The 17,182-nt window shown below is 58.9% G+C and carries 22 protein-coding genes; 3 read left to right on the top strand and 19 right to left on the bottom strand.

From position 1 onward, the window contains the following. Window positions 1–73: 73 nt before the first annotated feature. The 7 genes from CUJ86_RS08760 to CUJ86_RS08730 form a co-directional block, all read right to left on the bottom strand. Window positions 74–490, bottom strand: coding sequence for a hypothetical protein (locus CUJ86_RS08760; RefSeq protein ID WP_130647185.1), 417 nt, complete (start codon window positions 488–490; stop codon window positions 74–76). Further along, window positions 487–1,569 carry an MFS transporter gene (locus CUJ86_RS08755; RefSeq protein WP_130647184.1) on the bottom strand — a complete coding sequence of 361 codons (1,083 nt, stop codon included), beginning with the start codon at window positions 1,567–1,569 and terminating at the stop codon, window positions 487–489. Before CUJ86_RS08755 ends, CUJ86_RS08760 begins: the two co-directional genes overlap by 4 nt. Further along, window positions 1,569–3,458, bottom strand: coding sequence for a beta-CASP ribonuclease aCPSF1 (locus CUJ86_RS08750; protein ID WP_130647183.1), 1,890 nt, complete (start codon window positions 3,456–3,458; stop codon window positions 1,569–1,571). The genes CUJ86_RS08755 and CUJ86_RS08750 overlap by 1 nt, the downstream gene beginning before the upstream one ends. 21 nt (window positions 3,459–3,479) lie before the next feature. Next, window positions 3,480–4,118, bottom strand: coding sequence for an archaeal proteasome endopeptidase complex subunit beta (gene psmB / locus CUJ86_RS08745; RefSeq protein ID WP_130647182.1), 639 nt, complete (start codon window positions 4,116–4,118; stop codon window positions 3,480–3,482). A gap of 77 nt (window positions 4,119–4,195) precedes the next feature. Further along, window positions 4,196–5,047 (bottom strand): CBS domain-containing protein, encoded by an 852-nt coding sequence (locus CUJ86_RS08740; protein WP_130647366.1) that lies wholly within the window; start codon window positions 5,045–5,047, stop codon window positions 4,196–4,198. Window positions 5,048–5,067: 20 nt separating this feature from the next. Then, window positions 5,068–5,493 carry a universal stress protein gene (locus CUJ86_RS08735; protein ID WP_130647181.1) on the bottom strand — a complete coding sequence of 142 codons (426 nt, stop codon included), beginning with the start codon at window positions 5,491–5,493 and terminating at the stop codon, window positions 5,068–5,070. Window positions 5,494–5,525: 32 nt separating this feature from the next. Beyond that, entirely contained in the window at window positions 5,526–6,575 is a 1,050-nt protein-coding gene (locus CUJ86_RS08730) for an amidohydrolase family protein (RefSeq protein WP_130647180.1), read from the bottom strand. Window positions 6,576–6,626: 51 nt separating this feature from the next. Between CUJ86_RS08730 and CUJ86_RS08725 the strand changes: the two genes are divergently transcribed. Continuing rightward, window positions 6,627–6,785 (top strand): preprotein translocase subunit Sec61beta, encoded by a 159-nt coding sequence (locus CUJ86_RS08725; RefSeq protein ID WP_207231402.1) that lies wholly within the window; start codon window positions 6,627–6,629, stop codon window positions 6,783–6,785. Between the two features lie 117 nt (window positions 6,786–6,902). Here CUJ86_RS08725 and CUJ86_RS08720 read toward each other — a convergent pair whose 3' ends face one another. Then, window positions 6,903–7,643 carry a coenzyme F420-0:L-glutamate ligase gene (locus CUJ86_RS08720; RefSeq protein WP_130647179.1) on the bottom strand — a complete coding sequence of 247 codons (741 nt, stop codon included), beginning with the start codon at window positions 7,641–7,643 and terminating at the stop codon, window positions 6,903–6,905. A 721-nt stretch (window positions 7,644–8,364) separates the two neighbouring features. Here CUJ86_RS08720 and CUJ86_RS08705 point away from each other — a divergent pair. Together CUJ86_RS08705 and CUJ86_RS08700 are read left to right on the top strand one after the other, a co-directional pair. After that, complete coding sequence (locus CUJ86_RS08705; RefSeq protein WP_130647177.1) at window positions 8,365–8,721, top strand: NifB/NifX family molybdenum-iron cluster-binding protein; 357 nt, start codon at window positions 8,365–8,367, stop codon at window positions 8,719–8,721. 59 nt (window positions 8,722–8,780) lie between these two features. After that, window positions 8,781–9,050, top strand: coding sequence for a DUF1922 domain-containing protein (locus tag CUJ86_RS08700; protein ID WP_130647176.1), 270 nt, complete (start codon window positions 8,781–8,783; stop codon window positions 9,048–9,050). A 152-nt stretch (window positions 9,051–9,202) separates the two neighbouring features. Here CUJ86_RS08700 and CUJ86_RS08690 read toward each other — a convergent pair whose 3' ends face one another. The 11 genes from CUJ86_RS08690 to CUJ86_RS08640 are packed head-to-tail and all read right to left on the bottom strand — an operon-like array spanning window position 9,203 to window position 17,182. Then, window positions 9,203–9,973, bottom strand: a complete 771-nt coding sequence (locus tag CUJ86_RS08690) for a formylmethanofuran dehydrogenase subunit C (RefSeq protein WP_130647174.1) — start codon at window positions 9,971–9,973, stop codon at window positions 9,203–9,205. Continuing rightward, entirely contained in the window at window positions 9,970–11,670 is a 1,701-nt protein-coding gene (locus CUJ86_RS08685; RefSeq protein WP_130647173.1) for a formylmethanofuran dehydrogenase subunit A, read from the bottom strand. Before CUJ86_RS08685 ends, CUJ86_RS08690 begins: the two co-directional genes overlap by 4 nt. Continuing rightward, window positions 11,667–12,962 carry a formylmethanofuran dehydrogenase subunit B gene (locus tag CUJ86_RS08680; RefSeq protein ID WP_130647172.1) on the bottom strand — a complete coding sequence of 432 codons (1,296 nt, stop codon included), beginning with the start codon at window positions 12,960–12,962 and terminating at the stop codon, window positions 11,667–11,669. Before CUJ86_RS08680 ends, CUJ86_RS08685 begins: the two co-directional genes overlap by 4 nt. Continuing rightward, complete coding sequence (locus CUJ86_RS08675) at window positions 12,962–13,357, bottom strand: molybdopterin dinucleotide binding domain-containing protein (RefSeq protein ID WP_130647171.1); 396 nt, start codon at window positions 13,355–13,357, stop codon at window positions 12,962–12,964. Before CUJ86_RS08675 ends, CUJ86_RS08680 begins: the two co-directional genes overlap by 1 nt. Beyond that, window positions 13,354–13,959 carry a 4Fe-4S binding protein gene (locus CUJ86_RS08670; RefSeq protein WP_207231401.1) on the bottom strand — a complete coding sequence of 202 codons (606 nt, stop codon included), beginning with the start codon at window positions 13,957–13,959 and terminating at the stop codon, window positions 13,354–13,356. Before CUJ86_RS08670 ends, CUJ86_RS08675 begins: the two co-directional genes overlap by 4 nt. 3 nt (window positions 13,960–13,962) lie before the next feature. Beyond that, on the bottom strand, window positions 13,963–15,048 hold the full coding sequence (locus CUJ86_RS08665) for a hydrogenase large subunit (protein WP_130647170.1): 1,086 nt from the start codon (window positions 15,046–15,048) through the stop codon (window positions 13,963–13,965). Further along, entirely contained in the window at window positions 15,045–15,503 is a 459-nt protein-coding gene (locus tag CUJ86_RS08660) for an NADH-quinone oxidoreductase subunit B family protein (RefSeq protein WP_130647169.1), read from the bottom strand. The genes CUJ86_RS08665 and CUJ86_RS08660 overlap by 4 nt, the downstream gene beginning before the upstream one ends. Further along, window positions 15,500–15,889 (bottom strand): DUF1959 domain-containing protein, encoded by a 390-nt coding sequence (locus CUJ86_RS08655; RefSeq protein ID WP_130647168.1) that lies wholly within the window; start codon window positions 15,887–15,889, stop codon window positions 15,500–15,502. Before CUJ86_RS08655 ends, CUJ86_RS08660 begins: the two co-directional genes overlap by 4 nt. After that, window positions 15,886–16,134 carry a hypothetical protein gene (locus CUJ86_RS08650; RefSeq protein WP_130647167.1) on the bottom strand — a complete coding sequence of 83 codons (249 nt, stop codon included), beginning with the start codon at window positions 16,132–16,134 and terminating at the stop codon, window positions 15,886–15,888. Before CUJ86_RS08650 ends, CUJ86_RS08655 begins: the two co-directional genes overlap by 4 nt. Continuing rightward, window positions 16,131–16,973, bottom strand: coding sequence for a respiratory chain complex I subunit 1 family protein (locus CUJ86_RS08645; protein WP_130647166.1), 843 nt, complete (start codon window positions 16,971–16,973; stop codon window positions 16,131–16,133). Before CUJ86_RS08645 ends, CUJ86_RS08650 begins: the two co-directional genes overlap by 4 nt. A gap of 5 nt (window positions 16,974–16,978) precedes the next feature. Beyond that, window positions 16,979–17,182, bottom strand: a complete 204-nt coding sequence (locus tag CUJ86_RS08640; RefSeq protein WP_130647165.1) for a hypothetical protein — start codon at window positions 17,180–17,182, stop codon at window positions 16,979–16,981.

The raw sequence follows: 17,182 nt of genomic DNA, 5'->3' as shown, positions 1-17,182 counted from the left end.
AGCGGCAATCTGTGCCGGTGAGAGCATGGCCTAAAAAGGGTGATCCGTATGTCAGGACCCCTGATCAGCACATCTACTTGTGGATCTCGGGCTCCTCAAATGTCTCCAGTTCGTCGAGGAAGGGCATCAGACCGATCACATGGGGTCTGGCGCCGATCATCCCCACCCCGATGATCTCGATCATGAGGGGGCACTCCTTCAGCCTCAGTTCAAATGAGTAGGGGTCAAACTCCCGTGCGAAGGATAAGAAGGCATCAACCGAGACGAAGGGTCGCTCGGTCTCGGGTACGTTCGCATATTCTGCATCATCAGCGGCGAGGTCGTTTTTCCTGGCCATCTCCTCCTCAAAGTAGACCGCCGCACGGAAATTGTAGCGGCGCTGGAGGCGCTGGAGGTCAAGGATGTCTATTCGCGCTCCGGCCTCGATCCCGATTGAGGCAAAGCGTTCGGCAACAGAGGTGCCGTCCAGGTTCTCAAATGTTTTGCTCATACTCTTTCACCTGAATGTGTGGTTCTGCACCGGCATCTCCCGACAGTCAGGGCCATGCAGGCGGCGAGCACGGTGACGATGAGGAAGGCCGCCGGGAATCCCCGGGCCTCTGCCACCACTCCTGCCATGAACGGCAGAATGGTCATGCCGCCATAGCTCGAGGCATTGAAGAGCCCCATGATCGCTCCCTGATCTGTTGGATGTGCTGATAGAAAGTTGATCTGGGCGATGATCACCACGCCGGCAATCCCGCCGATCAGCACGAATGCTGCCGGGGTGAAGAATGAACACGCCACCGCCACGGCCATCAGCACGGCCGAAGCCCTGATCGTCGGGATCGGAGCGAGACGGACCCGTGAGGAGGCGATCGATGTGACTATCGTGGCGACGTTCATCATCCCGAGTTGCAGGCCGATTGTGGTTGGACTCTCGCCCGTGAACTCCGGGTAGATCGCCGTCACGGCACCGGTTGCGCCGACGAGTATGACTGCCGAGATATACAGCCAGAAATAATCGCGGCCGATGTCGATGAAGTCGGCGGCGCCTCCCCGCACTGCCCCCCCCACATCGACGATTCCCAGGCTCAACAGCAGGGGGAGAAGAGAAATGACGGTAAAAAGGACGATGCCACCGAATATCCCTGCCTGACCGGCAATCCAGCCGGCCCCCACAAGCCCGCCTACAAGCCCGACATTCAGGGCAGCGATAAAGTTGCCGCTCAACCTCTCGTGATCAGGTTGAAGATTGATCCAGGACATCGCCGCCGGAACAAAGAGGCCGGCCCCGATCCCCTCGATAGAACGGGCGGTAAGCAGGATGGACGGATCCGGGAAGAGATAGATCAGCCCGCCGCTCAGCACCGTCAGCAGAAGCCCGCCCTGCATCAGCGGCACCCGGCCGAGACGATCGGAGAGGATGCCGGCGGGCAGCACCGTCAGCATCGCCCCAAAGAAATAGGCAGAGAATATCGCCCCCTGAACGGCGGTGCCGCCTGCGAGGGCGGGCAGCACCGGTACAACGGCGTTCGAGAGCGCCATGATGGCGAAGACGCCGAGAAGGATCGGGAGGCGCTGTTTCATTATACCATACGGTAGGTCTCGAGGTTCATCGGCGAGCGCGTCTCAATATGGAAGCGTTTGTAGATCGAACTCGCCAGATCGATGGTGTTCCCCTCGTCGCCATGGATGGTGTAGACCTTCTCCGGCCGCGGCTGGAGGTGCTGGACAAAACTCATCAGCTGCTTCCTGTCCGAGTGACCGGAAAAGCCGTCGACGGTCTCGATATCCAGCTTCACGACCATGGTGTCCCGTGTGCCGATCGGGATCTCGCGCCACCCCTTCTGGAGGCGCCGCCCGAAGGTGCCGTCGGCCTGATAGCCGACGAAGACCAGGGTGTTGCGCTCGTCGGGTGCGAGGGAATAGAGATATTCCATCACCGGACCGCCGCTGAGCATACCGCTCGTGGTGACGATCACACAGGGTTCGCCGCCGATCACCTTTTCCCTGAGGTCAGGTGAGTCCACCTGAACAAAGCAGTCGGAGAGGAAGGGGTTCATCCCGTCTCTGAAGATCTGGTTTCTTAGATCATTGTTGAGATATTCGGGATATACGGTATGGATGGCCGTTGCTTCCTTGATCATGCCGTCAAGATAGACCTTCACCCGCGGGATGCGCTGTTTGCGCATGCCCTCTTCGAGGGCGAGCATTACCTCCTGCGACCTACCGACGGCGAAGGCCGGTATGATCACCTTGCCGCCGCGCTCGATCGTCCTGTTCACGATCTCATAGAGTTTGTTCTCGGCGATATCACGAGGGGGCTGGAGTGCGTTTGAACCGCCATAGGTGCTCTCCATGAACATTGCCTCGAGCCGCGGGAAGGTCGAGACCGCCGGGGAGAAGAGGCGGGTCTTCTGGTAGTTGAAATCCCCGGTGAAGGCGATGTTGTAAAGGCCGTCCCCGATGTGGAAATGCGCGATGGCCGAACCGAGGATGTGCCCCGCATTGTGGAAGGTGAGTTTGATGTCGGGTGCGATGTCGGTGACCGACCCGTAGTTGAGGGTGATCGAGTGCTTGATGTACTCCTTCACCTCGTTGGAGGTATAGGGTTGCCTGCCGCTGTCCTTCTTGACCACATCAAGGTAATCGAGCTGGAGCATGGTGGCAAGGTCACGGGTCGGCGGTGTGGAGTAGACCGGGCCATCGTAACCATATTTGAAGAGGAGGGGTACGAGGGCGCAGTGGTCGAGATGTGCGTGTGTGAGGACGACGGCGTCAAGGGACGTCAGGGGCGATATTTCAGGAACATACAGATAGGGGGTGCTTGCAGTGTTCCCTGGTTTCTCGCCGCAATCGATCAGCACCTTGCTCTCCGGGGTCGTCAGCAGGAATGCGGCGCGTCCGACCTCCCTGCAGCAGCCCAGGGTGGTCACGCGCACCCACTGGTCCTTCATGATCACGTCACGGTGGATACGCCTTCCGATAGTTCTCAGGAACGTTTTTCGTTCGTCTTTAACTGAGCGCAGGAACTGACGGACCTGCTTGACCGTTGAGCTCTCGATCGGCGGGGTGCGCACGACCTTCGGTGTCCAGCAGGTGTTTTTGGTGATCTCCCTGAGGGTCGCCCCGTTCTTGCCGATGACGACGCCCGGTTTTTCGGCCTCGATCAGCACCTCTCCGGTGTCAGGATCAAAGAAGATATCGGTGATTCCTGCGTTCTCCGGCACGACGCCCTGAATCTTGGTGGCTGCAGTCTCCGGATCTTCGAGAATATTCGGGCGGACAACGATGCGTTTGCGCAGTTCCCGTGCAAGGACCTTGATCAGGTCCTCCTGGTCTGCAAACTTCTTGGGGTCATCGGTGTAGATGACCAGTTCTGGTCCTTCAAACTCGACATCAGAGATGGAGATCCCGGCAGGGACCTTGGCGTTGATCTTATCCCTGAGTTCCTTTAGTCTGTCCTCAATTAACATCAATATCGTCCTAAAAAAGAATTATTGGGTGAGTTCTGGGTTCTTCTGTGTGACCGCAAGGGCTCGTTCTTCATATTTGTCTTTCGTGATCACAACAACGCTGATATCTTCGCCGGATGCTGAGTCCCGGCGCATTGCAGCCTTGAGAGCGCGCGTTGCAAGCTCCGCTGCCTCACTTTCAGGCATATTGGGGTGGTATCGGTCCTCGAGCACGCCATAGGCCATCGGGGATCCCGATCCGGTCGAGACGATCTCGTCCTCTTTCGAGGCGCCGCCGAGGGCGTCCACCGAGTAGACCGACGGCCCCTTCCTGTCCACGCCGCCGACCAGGAGCTGCACATAATATGGATAGTAGCGGTTCTGCTGCAGATAGTTGGAGAGCAGGGTGGCTGCCGCCCCGACAGAGATGGGTTTGCCGTGGCGGACACTGTAGAGGCTGCATTCCACCTGCATGAGGCGGGCGAGTGACTGGGCGTCGCCGACGCCTCCTGCGGTGGTCATGCCGATTCTATCGGCGATCTGATAGACCTTCTTTGCCTTCTTGCTGGCGATGAGGTTGCCCATTGTTGCGCGCTTCTCAGTGGCGAGGACGATCCCCTCATCAAATACAAGGCCTACTGTCGTAGTGCCCTTCATAACTTCCTGATATATCTCAGGCATTGAAATACCCCCTAAAATTACACGCTGAAAATGTGTAAAAGCGTTATCCCTATTACTGATATTGAAAAATTTAAAGGTTATTGATCCTGCTCCATGCAGAGAACCCTGATCAGTTCCCTGTCAAAGAGCATGGCGATGAGACGCTTATCGCCATTGACCACCGGCAGCTGGTCGAGACGGGCCCGTTTCATCATCAGAGCACATTCTGAGATTCCGGCATTCTTGGGGACGGTAATCACGTTGGAGACCATCGCGCCCCGTACCGGTTTTTCCGGGAGCTGCACCTTTGAGACGCCGTAACTCATCACATGCATGTCCCTGATGCTCTCCCATGTCCATTCGTCGTCGTCGGTGCCGTTGGAAAAGTCTGAGACCTCGACCGAGTCCTCGATATGGGAGTTCCTGATCAGGTCCCGTTCTGAGATGATCCCTGAGATCCTGCCCCGTTCATCCATGATCGGGACGGCCTCGACATCAGAGATCTCCATGATCCGCCCGACGAGGGGGAGGGGGGTCTCCTCCCAGAGGGCGAATGTGGTGCTCAGGTAAAAATCCCTGATCTCGTCCTTGATCCTGAGTTGTGCGATGGCTGCAACGAGATCGGCCACACTGATCAGACCGACCAGAATGCCATCGTCGTCCACGACCGGCAGACGCCGGAATGAGTGCCCGGTCATGATGGCGGCCGCCTCCACGAGACTGGCATCAGGGCTGATGACGATGGGCTTCTGCGACATCAGCAGGGCGACCTGTGTCTCCTCGGATTTGCGTAGCAGATCCTTTCTGGTGACGACACCCACAACACGCCCCTTCTCCGTCACCGGCACACCTGAAATGCCGGTATGTTTGAGGATCTTGAGGATGTCATCTCTGTTGCTTGGAATCTCGACTCCTACGACATCCTTTGTCATATAGTCGGAGACCAGCATCTCTGAGGGGGTCAATGGAATTATCTCACCACCATTGTCGTGCAGTGGCTGTTTCTGACGACATGCTCCGATACGCTCCCGAGGAGCAGGCGATCGATATTGCTCTTTCCGCGGGATCCGATTGCGATCAGATCGGCGTTCAACTCTTCGGCAAGGGAGAGGATCTCATTCCCTGCATGGCCATCTTTCAGGTGGGTGATGAGCGAAATCCCGTCCTGTGCGGCGAGATCCTTGCTCTTCTGGAAGACGTCCTGCCCCTCCTTCTCCAGGAGCGAGTAGATGATCTCCCATGTGTTGTCCATGGGGATGGAGGAGAACATACTGGTTTCGACGACATAGATCACATGAAGTTCTGCATTCCAGATTCTGGCCTCTGAGAGCGCAACTTCCAGCGCCTTCATGCTGATCTCTGAGCCGTCGATGGCAACGACGATTTTATGGAACATTCCTGCACCTCACAAAAACGGAATCTGCTATTTTATTCGCAGTCTCGGCATATAACAGTTTCTAGAATCTCTTTCCCCCCAACCCGGCGAACGATTGAGGCGATTGGATTGGTTGAATATTGAAGGGCGGATCTCCGGGCGTCTATCAGGACAAAATGTGCGGGGTTGCCGATTTGTATATCAAATGATCTGCCGCCACCAAGCGAGGCGCCGCCGACGGCAGCGCGCAGGATCCACTCTGGGGGAAGAGGCGAGACCGCATCACAGAAACACATCTCCCTGAGCATGTCTGGCTGAACAAACATCACGTTGTCGGTGCCGAGATAGACCGTACACCCCAGATCCGCCATCGTCTGCAGGGGCGGGTGCTCGGCGCCGCGGGTGACGCCCAGGATCCAGTTCGAGCGTACGCAGACGGCGATCGCTATGCCGGCGTCGGCGATCCGGCGGAGTTGATCCCGCGTCGCATGGGTGCAGTGCACCAGCAGGTCGGGATCATAGGCGAGTGCTCCATCGATATCGTCCGGGTCCTTTTCGCCGGCATGGAAGGCCACCAGTTTTCCTGACGCCCGTGCGCGGCGCACCTGCTCTTCTGCATCTGTCACATCCCGCACACTGCTGATGCCGATACCGTGCGCCTCTCTCTCGCCTCCCTCGCGTCCGAAAATGATCGGCAGGCAAGGTTCGTCCTCGAGCGCCTCTTGAAGGGCGCGAACTCCCTCTATCCCCCCCTCCCTGAAATCGGCGAATCCTGCCGTGCCGGACTCCCGCATGGTCCTGATGCTTGCCTTCATCCCGGCGATCAGTTGTTCGACGGGTGTTGCTGCCAGGATTCGGTGTTTGAGACCATTCGGAGGGGTGACGAGCGCCGCCAGGTCCCCGCCATTGGAGGCGCAGTCCATTGCCACGGTGTCGCCAAGGTGCGTGTGGGCGTTAAAGAACGCCGGAGAGATCCAGACCGGCGGCACTGCTGTCTCCTCCTCGATGCCGGTGATAATGCCGTTTTCCACAATTACAGCCGCCTGAATGGGCTCGAAATTCTCACCTGCAAGAACGGTTCCCCTGTAGACCTGTTCTGGCATGCTGGAGGGTTGGCACCGATTTTATATATAGTGAATGAGAAATTTCTGTACATGGCAAAGAAGAGTGGCGGGCGTCTCGTCTCGTCGGCGGGTCTTGTGAACTATTATGATAGTGAGGACCGCAGGGCAGTCCACATCAAACCCGAATATGTGATGGCCGTCGCTGCTGTGGTCGGTGTAATTATTTTCTTCATGAATACGTTCTATTAACCTTTTTTTCCGGAAGTGATAGGGGCCCTTATGTGAGTGAACGCACGTAAGCAGCCGATATTTCATCTGTTGCCAGCATCCCTATGGGAGGAGGGGGTGTTCCCCCTCTTCTGAAGGTTATTTATTGCACAGTGCTGTTCTGATGATATCCTCGTCCCTGCTGAAATGCAGGCTGTCGTGACCACTCCACTGCGGACAGTTCCTGAATACGACTGCCGGAACACCGTTGTTGCTCTCCCCCATCACAAAATTTGCAAAACCGGCGATCTCGTCGACCACCGCCTCCTCGGTGATCTCGAGGATGTGGCCGAAGAGGTCGTGATCCCCCCTGAAATCCCGGATTGCCTGCATCCCGCTCCATCCGATGGCGACCCCCGCCTGCCCGCGACGGAAGGACCGACCGCAGGTGTCGGTGATGATCACACGCACATCCCTGCCGGTGGCAGATGAAATCCTCTCCCGCATCTCCCCGGCAGCCCCCATCGGATCGGGGGGGAGACGGATGATCATGCCGTCCTCCACATTGGAGTGGTCGATGCCCGCCCTGACCCCCACATGGCCGGTAACGGTCTCGGAGAGGATGAAGGGTGCTTCAAGGATCACGTCAGTCGAATCGTCGAGGACGGCCTGGACAAACCGCGGGTCCTCGCGGGTCTTTGAAGCGATCCTGAGGGCATCCTCCGTCGGTGTGATCTCGTCAAGCCGTCTCAGATAACCCGCCGCCTTGGAGTAGACCGAGGAGGCGAGACAGAGAATATCGCCGTCCTCGAAGGAGACCAGAGTGGAGATCATTTCCGCAAGATTATCGCCCGGATGGATGATCGGCAGCCCTTCTACCGGAATAACCTCGATATGCATATCATAGGATCCGCCTCCTCCGGACTAATAGCCATCGGTCGGTCCGTTCCCTGAACCTTAATATAGCCCTGCTTCGATGGAGATGCACGCGGGCGGGGGTCCGTCCGCGGGGGGGATGGTATAGCGTGGGTGCACGCGGGAAAGAGGAACGTGCCGGGAGAAAGTACGGTCCATCATTTGCCACAGGAGAGCGCCAGAAGGAGGCGGGAGGGGGCCAGATGGAGACTCTTGTCCGGCTTCCGGAGAGCGGGCGACGGGGTCGGTGGCACTGGCACTGGCACTGGTAAATGGATCACCCTTTTTTATTACTCCGTCTTGCCCCGAGGGAGGGGTTTATGTAATTGTGCGCATATGAGTAATAATTGAGGACGGCCTGATGCCGCCTTCAGGAGTGAAACACTATGCCGGGATTTGATGGAACCGGGCCGCGTGGAATGGGCCCGATGACCGGGCGGGGGCTTGGCCGGTGCAGACCGGCGGCGCCTGTCGTATCGACAGCAGCACAGACGCCCCAGGAAACTACCGGGACCGCTGTCCCGCCGCCTCAGAACATGATGTATGGCGTTGGACGGGGCGGCATCCCATGGGGATGCGGATGTGGTTTCTGCGGTGGCCGCGGCCGCGGGCGTTTTGGTGGCCGCGGGCGCTGGTAACTTTTTTTTGTCTCAAATGATAGGTTCAAGACCGAACGGATCCATTGTATAGATACGAGGTTTTACCCATGAAAGTTGGAGTTGCACGGGACGGCACCGAGGTGTCGCAGCATTTTGGACAGTGCGAGGGATATGCGATCTTTGAGGTCGAGAACGGCACCGTCGTCGGTCGGACCGACATCGCCAGTCCCGGTCATTCGCCGGGTGTTCTTCCGGCACTGCTCGCGGAGAACGGGGCGACGGTTGTGATTGCCGGCGGCATGGGCCCGAAGGCGGTCGATCTCTTCTGTGCCCGTGGCATCGAGGTCTACCTCGGTGTTTCAGGCAGTGTCGAGGAGGCGATCGCTCTCTTCCTCAAGGGAGAACTGGTCACCAGCGCCAATGTCTGCAGCCATGACGGTCATGACTGCGGTCACGAACACTAATCATATTTTTCCGTTTCATTGAGGAATCTTTTTTACAGAGCAACGCGCATCTCCCCCTGATGTACCGCGTCATCCGCTGTCCCGGGTGCCTGACCTTCACCTATGTCGACCCCTATCAGCACTGGAAGCTCTGCCATGTCTGCGGCGAGGTGATCGATGCGGGACGAGCACCTGTCTATCTGGAAGCGACCGATCACCGCGATGCGGAGCGACTCATCGTGAAACTCGAGGACTTTCTGGATGAGACCGGAAAAATGGATCTGGATGATGCAGAAAAGACCAGGCTCCGTTCTGAATATGCACGCTGGCTCAGAAGCAGGATGGCCTGATTTTCACCATCGCTTCCCGCATTGGGGGCAGAGCATTGTGACCTGACGGCCGCAGTGGGGACAGTATATGCCCCGGCGAGGATCGTATTCGAGGGGGCGCCCACATTTTCTGCAGTAGGCGGGTTCCTCGTAACCGCATTCGTGCCTGATCATTACTCGAGATATTGATAGCGCCTCACGAAAAGGTTTCCCTTTCCTCTGTTTGCGACATCTCCGGTGAATGAATGAATCTTTTCTCCATCGGAGGCGATTTCTTCTCCTTGCAGGGCAAAGGTCGGCATCATCCCGTATGCGCAGCCGAATACCGTGCAGGTGCCGCTGGTCATATTTCCGCAGGGGCGGGAGCAGTCGCCGCTGATGGTGAGTGTCCCGCCATGCATCTCCACACCCGGCATGTCGCCGCAGTTGCCGTGCACAAACACCTCGCCGCCGGTGAGGTATTCGGCGACAAAATCGCCTGCATTTCCAAAGACCTCTATTCTGCCGCCGGTCATTCCCTTCTTCTCGCCGCGGTAGCCGGATGCACAGTAGTGACCGGCATTGCCCCGACAGATGATCGTGCCGCCACGCATCTCACGCCCGAGCCAGCCGCCGGCATTGCCCATCACCTCAATGGTGCCGGCCTCCATGAAATTTCCGCAATGCATCCCGATGTCGCCTTCGACGGTGATCTGCCCGCCGTCCATGTACTCGCCGATACGCTTCACGCGTGCGGTGTCACCGCGCAGCACCACCTCCACGTCTGCCGGAGATGACGCCTCCCCTTCGATGGCGACCTCGAAGACCTCGTCCAGCCGCCGTTCGCGGTTTCCCTCCCATACCGTGACGTCATCCCCCTTCATCAGCAGTGATGGGACGATCATCTCGGCTTCGATCGGTATCTTCGGGTTTTTACGCGGGCGCATTGTCAGAATGATCCTCATAGGTCTGCCTCGCTCTGCATACGCAGGTTTCTCTGGAGATATTCGTCCTGCACCGGGTAGTTGCTCATCCGCACCGAATACCAGTGGTTGAACATCTCGCAGAAATCGGGGTCCTGTGCAATGTCGCGGTCAGGGCGGATCACCGGGTCCGCCCAGATCGTGGTGTTCTCGCCGTGGACCAGGATCTCGCCGTCCCGCGCCATCGGTCGGCCGCGCTTGATCGTCCACTTCGCCTTTGAGAAGCCCTCGATCACCTGCTCATACTCCTTTGCCGGATCGATCTCCCCGACCTTGAGGGGATAGACGGCGATGTCGGCCTCGGCGCCCAGACCGAGGTGCCCCTTGCCGATATCGGTGATCCCGAGCGCCTTCGCCTGTCCGGCCCGCGTCATGACGGCGATCTCGTTCCAGTCCAGTTCGCGCTCAAGGGAGGGGAGCACCGTCCTCGACCCGGTTTCCGGGTGGACGGTGGCAAACTCCGCGTCCCGATACTTTTTGCTCATCAGCAGGGCGATGATCTCCGGATACTTCACGAAGGGGGCACCGTTCGGGTTATCGGTCGTGAGCATGCACTGCCAGGGGTTCTCGACAAGGAGCGCCAGTTCAAGCCCGATCGCCCACATGATCGAGTTCACCAGGTTCTTCCTGCGGTAGAGCACCGGGATGATCCCGGACCCGGTCTCCAGCTCCACATCGTGGTTGGACCACTTGTTGTGGTGGAGGCGGTAGAGGTTGAACTCCATCGGGCCGTCGGCGGTCATCGTCGTGGTCTTGCCGAACATCACCTGCCCCATATCGATGACGATCTGCGGGCGGTTGTTCACGAGTCCGGCAACCGGTTCGGCCTTTGAGCAGAAGTCCTTCCAGCCCGATCCCCCGTAGCTGTGGAACTGGACATGGGTGGCATACAGCGTCTGGCGTTTATCGTTCAGGTCAGGCACCAGGTTGAAGGTCTCCATGGTGCAGCCGTAATTGCCCGGTTTGCCCAGGTTGTTGCAGTGGAGGTGGACCGAGTGGGGGAGGCGGAGCATCTCGCACGAGCGGATCAGCGTCTCGATGATCTCGGCCGGTGTCACCTCGAAATAGGGGACCGGGTCCCTGATGCAGGTGACGTCCTTGCCCCACCCCCAGGCCTCGGTGCCGCCCGGATTGGTGATCTTGATCCCGAAGCCCTTGACGGCCGAGATGGTCCATCCGACGATGGCGGCGGCGCGTTCGGTATCGCCGTCCCGGATCGCCTCCATCACCCCCCAGTTGCCGTCGAAGAGGGTGTTGGCCATCATGTCCTGGAGCGGGGTGGCCGAGAACTCCTCATGGGTGTGCCGCGCCTCCAGGGGCGCCATTGCCCCCTCCAGCAGGGTGGTGTAGCCCATGATGGCATAGCGGTAGGAGTTTGCATAGGTCGTCGGGACCGAATAGCCTGATGTGGCGTGTTTCACCCCCCTTCGCGCCTCCCTGCCGGCCCGCATGTCCTCAGGGCTCATATAACGCCCGAAGTTCACCTTGGTGCCGCAGACATGAGTATGGGAATCGATGCCACCCGGCAGGGTGAGACACCCGCCGGCATCGATCACCTCGGCGTTCGCCCCGACGTCCTCCACGATCCGGCCGTCGCGGACGGCGAGGTCCATCTGTTCGCCGGTGATGTTGTTGATCGGATCGATCACAAAGGCGTTTTTGATCAGCAGTTCGTTCATGGGTGTTTCACCTCCTTCACCTGCTTGAAGATCCGGCCGATGATCTCGGTATCGGTCGGATAGCCGAGGTCCAGAAACTTCTTCAGGTGGATGGGCACCCCATCCATCCGGTAGGCGGTGCCGGAGGCGTCCATCCCGGTCACCGCCGTCGGTATCTGGCACCGGCAGAGGGGCGTGGTGGCCGTCTGCATCGGATCGATGAGCACGGTCGGGATCTCTGCAAGGTGTTCAAGGCATTGTTTTGGGAAATGGGCGCCTGGATCAGACGCCACGATCAGGCAGGCATCGCACTCCTGCCGCGCCAGGATGTCCACCGCCGTTGTCTCGCCCGGGTTGTAGAAGGCGATCTGCCGGGAAAAATCGACGGCATACGGGTACCCGGTCATCCAGGTGAAGACTTCGTTTGAGCCATAGACATTGTAGTGGCCGCGGAGGGGTGTCAGGGTCCATTTGGTATGGCGGTTGAGTTCGTCGACCAGTTCGATGGCGTTCCTGACATTCTTGTACTTGCCTGGGGCCATCGTGAGCCCGACGCCAAAGAAGAGGGCGCCGAACCGGGCCTCCTTGCACAGCGCCGCCACCCGCACCAGCTGCTCCTTCGTGACGCCGGCCACCGTCTTTGGCACCACATCGGCGCGGCCCCGCACGATCGCCCGCAATGCCGAGAGCACCGCATAATCGCCGCCCGGTTTCACCTGCATGAACTCGTCGGCGATCGAGGCGGTATCGCTCTTCCTGACATCGACGACGATGAGCTTTCTGTCCCTGAAGGCGTTTTCCATGAAAAAGCCGTCGGCATAGGTGGTGTACCTGCTCATGTGCCGGGGATGCGCCTCGGTCGGGTTGCATGCCCAGTAGATGACGAGGTCTGCGCGGTTTTTCACCTGTCCCAGGGTGCACCCCGGGTGACCGACCTCCTGGATGGCCAGGATCGAGGGACCGTGGCAGACCGAGGTGGTGGAATCGATAACGCCGCCGAGCAGTTCGGCCATGGAAACGCCGATGCCCTGCGCCTCACCCTGGGTGCTCGACCAGCCGTACATCAGGGGTCGGTCGGCGTCCAGGAGCACGCCGGCGGCATACTCGCATGCCTCCTCATAGGTGGTGTCCCGCCACCCCCCGCCGTCCCGCATCACCGGGCTTTTTAGACGGTGCTGCCATGCCCCCATCATCTTGTTGCTGCCGAGTGTGCAGGCGTTGTCCACCTGCACCACCTGTCCGTCCTCGGTCTCCACCACCAGGTCGTCGCAGAGGCATCCGCAGAACGGGCAGACCATATCTCTGTGGATCATCACTCCTCCCTCCTGAGGGCGACGCCCCCGATCCCTTCCATCAGTGCCGGGATCGTCGGTACCGGATCGTCGGTGGGTTCGATCTCCACACTGACCGACTTGTAGTCGGGCATGCCGGTGCCATGGGTCTCGCCGTCCAGAACGGCATTGGCGTAGGGGCCGAGGGGGACAAACACCGTCCCCCGCGGGATGCCGTCGTTCGCCTCCACCCTGAGCACCACCGTTCCTGCCGGACCGCTGACGCGTAGCCGTTCGCCGTCCTCGATCTCCAGGTCCATCATGTCCACCGGGTTCATCCTGGCGACTGAGGTCGCCTTCTGATACTCCTCAGAGGTCTTGCGCTCGAGCCCGGCACCCTGTGCGGCCGTCCGCCCGGTATTGAAGACAAACCTCATTCGTCCACCCCCTGCCGCCCCTCGGCGACGCGGGCGATCCTGATCGCATTGGTCGGGCAGACGCTCTCACAGGTCTTGCACCCGGTGCACTTCTCGTCGTGGAGCACCCAGAGGTTGCCGCGGTGGATGCGCATGATCACATCATCGTTTGCCGAGGTGCCGCTCGCCCCGAGCTGCGGGTCGGCCTCCTTGTTCACCGGGCAGGCGACCACGCAGTTGCCGCAGCGTACGCAGGTGTCCGGGTTGACCGTCACCTGATAGCGGACCGAGATCGAGGTGCCGTCGGTGTGCTGGGTGTCGAGGACGCGCCCGGCGTCGAGCACGTCCTCAGGGCAGGCCTCGACACAGAGGCCGCACCTGATGCAGTGGCCCGGATAGATCTTCGGCACCCATGTCTCGCCCTCCCGGACGACCTCGATCGCTCCCGGTGTCGGGCAGATCATCATGCAGGAGAGGCAATGGGTGCACTCCTTCCCGGTCAGCGCCGGATATCCCCTGAAGTAGGGTGGATCTTCGAGTGGAGCGGTCTTTACCAGGAAGAATTTCTTGATCCATTCCCCGCGCAGGAATTCTCTGACGTACCAGACGATTGACAGACCCATCTTTTACCTCTCAGTGCATGCCACACAGGGGTCGGAACTGATGAAGGACGAGGTCACGTCAGCGATGGATCTGGCCCTTTTCAGCATGTAGTGTGAGCATGCGTCAATGTTCATGATGGATGGAGTCTGAATGGCGATCTCCTCCACCCTGCCGTAGCGGTCGGCCTTCACAAAGTAGGTGAGTTCTCCCCTGGGCGCCTCACCCGAGTATCGCATCTCACCACCCTGGCAGATGCCGCCACCCCTCACCAGCCCGTCGGACTTCATTGAAAGCGCCTTCCTGATCAGATTGATGGACTGGATGATCTCCTCGAACCTGACCATGATCCTGGCGTAATTGTCGCACTCGGTCCGGATGATCGGTTTGAAGTCCAGTTTCTGGTAGGTCGGGTGAGATGTGCGCATATCAACATCGATCCCGCTTGCCCGCGCCGTCGGTCCGACTGCATGGGCTTCGAGGGCTTCGTCTCTGGTGAGCACACCAACGCCCCGGCTTCGCAGCCCGATCATCGGTCCGTCTTCAAACATCTGAGTATACCGGCGGATGTTCCGTTCGAGCAGATCGAGGGTCGTCCTGAGAGTGTTCTCGTCCTCTGGCTGCAGGTCGTAGCGGACCCCGCCCGGGATCATGTAGGCGGTGTTCACCCGGTTGCCGGTGATCATCTCGATCATGTCCATGGCATGCTCGCGTTCATTGAGGAGATACATCCCAATGGTCTCATGCTCGATGGTATAGCAATATGAGAAGTTGGCGATGAGATGGCTCTGGATGCGGTCGAGTTCGTTGACGATCACCCGCAGCAGGGCCGCACGTTCAGGCGGTGCGATCCCGCTGATCGCCTCCATCGTCTCGGTGAAGACCATATTGTGGACAACGGAACAGATGCCGCATACCCGTTCAGCAAGGAACATCACCTCCTGCCAGGGGCGACCTTGCATGATCCGTTCGATCCCTTTCTTCATGTAGCCGAGTTCCACCTCGGTGTTATAGACGAGTTCCCCCTTTGTTTCGCATTTGATCCTGATTGGCTCTTTCCAGCAGGGGTGGACCGGTCCGAGGGGCACTGCAACATCGACCGTTCTTTTCATGGTTTTTTCTCCTCGTAGTCTTTGAATACTGTTGGCGCAAGCGAAAGGACCGCTCTGATGATTTCGGTCGGTCTTGGCGGGCATCCCGGCACATTTGCGGCGATAGGGATATATTTGGATGCAGGCGGGTTCACATAACTCCCCTCGCGGTTGAAGACACAGCCCGATACCGGGCAGTTGCCGATGGCGATCGCCACCTTCGGTTCGGGGATCTTCTCCCAGATCGCCGGGAGTTTGTCTTCCCACTGGGGAGTGACGCAACCGATCACCAGCAGGACGTCTGCCTCCCGCGGGTTGTTGTGGACATAGATGCCGTACTGCTCAAGGTCGTAGCGCGGCGAGAGGCAGGCGAGCACCTCGATGTCGCAGCCGTTGCACGAACCTGTGTCCACGTATGCGACATGAATTGAGCGGGAACGCACGGCATTTTTAAATTTCTGGAGCATTCCAGTCATGGTGATATCACTTCCCTGAGCATTGCCTTGCCTTCCCCGACCGCATCATCATGGGCGAGTCCGCCGTCGGCAAGGGATCGTGCCCTGGCATATGCGGCCTCCATCTCCGATTTGGTAAAGACCTGGACATAGCGGACGAAGAGGTCTCTGCCGAGGGCATCCGCGATAGGGTCTTTGCTGTCCATGGCGGAGAGTCCGGCCTCGAACCGGGCAGGCATGTTCTCAAGATTGGACATGTCAAGCCGTTCGATGAGAAGGAGGCGGAGTTTCTGAATTCTGATGCCAAGAAGGGCGGCCATTTCTCTGACCGTCTGGTCCTGACGTTTTCCTATGATCACGTTGTATTTCAGGGGGCGCAGATCCTTTTCATAGAGATATTCAGTCATACTATCCCTCCCAGGGAAAGCAGTCCGTAGATCCCGAATAGCCCGACACAACCCCAGAGCAGTGTCATCTCCATGGTTTTGAGGCGGTGCCCGTTGCCCGTCCAGAGCAGACTTCCGGCAACCGCCAGCAGCAGTGCCGCCGCAAGCGCCCCGACAGATACAGACGGCTGCTCTAACGCCTGGATGAGCAGGATGAGGGCGTAGACTGCGGCTCCACCGGCAATTGCATTCTGGATTACACTCATAATAACACCCCCATGGCGAGGACATAGACCACAATCACGCCCGCCACCCCGATCTGGATGGTGACAGTATCAAAGGGCGAGAGCATCGGCGTGATGGCACAGATAAACGAGAGGGACAGCAGCACAAGGAGCATGGCCACGGCCAGCGCCAACAGGGGCAACGGTCCGATGAAGATCAGGATGAAGGCGTAGATGAGCACGAAGGTCTTGAGGGCGAAGGCCGCCTCAAGTCCTGCACGCCAGACGCCGAAGTGCTCGGTGACGTTCCCGCTTACGATTTCCTTGCTCTCGATGACGGCAAAGGGGCTGTAATGCATCTTTGCCAGGACGACGATGTAAAGGGCGGCGGCCGCCGGCCATATCGCCAGCAGGAGGGGGCCGTGCACCTCCTGCCAGGCGAGGATATCGGAGATCATCAGGGAATCGGTGACCAGATAGACCGCAGCGATCGTGGCGAAGAGCGGTATCTCGGAGGCCGCCGACATCACCGACCTGATGGCGCCGAACTTGCCGTAGGGCGAACCCGACGAGAGACCGAGACCGTGCTCGACGATCTTGTGGATCATGTAGACTCCGAAAAGGAGGAGCAGGCTCTCCCCTGAGAGGAGCACGAAGAAGGCGGTGCTCCATATGCCGATGGCGATTGGCACTACGGCGACGAAGAGAACCTGGCTTGCGGTCTTCGGGATCCAGGTCTGTTTGAAGGAGAATTTCAGGACATGAAGGATCTCCTGCCAGATCGGTGGTCCGGGCCGTCCCTGAATCCGTGCGATCGCTTTCCGGTGGATGCCGTGAAGGAGGAGGCCGGCAAAGATAGCAAAGATCAGGTATTCTATCATATAGATCAGAACCCTATGAACGGGGTATCCCCCTCTTTTTTCGATGCATTCCACCAGAGCCCAAGTAAAACAAGAAATATAGGGAAAATGACGATAATCAGCACTTCCGAGGCCCACAACGGGATAAAGCCAAGGCTCCCCGCAACAGATGCTACAACACTGGCCGCACCGGAGCAACCTGCCATCATCAGGACATTTTGTTTTTTCAT

It is taken from the genome of Methanofollis fontis (genome assembly GCF_004297185.1).
Lineage (GTDB): Archaea > Halobacteriota > Methanomicrobia > Methanomicrobiales > Methanofollaceae > Methanofollis > Methanofollis fontis.
The sequence above is the reverse complement of the archived record's forward strand: the minus strand, read 5'-3'. Positions and strand labels throughout refer to the sequence as shown.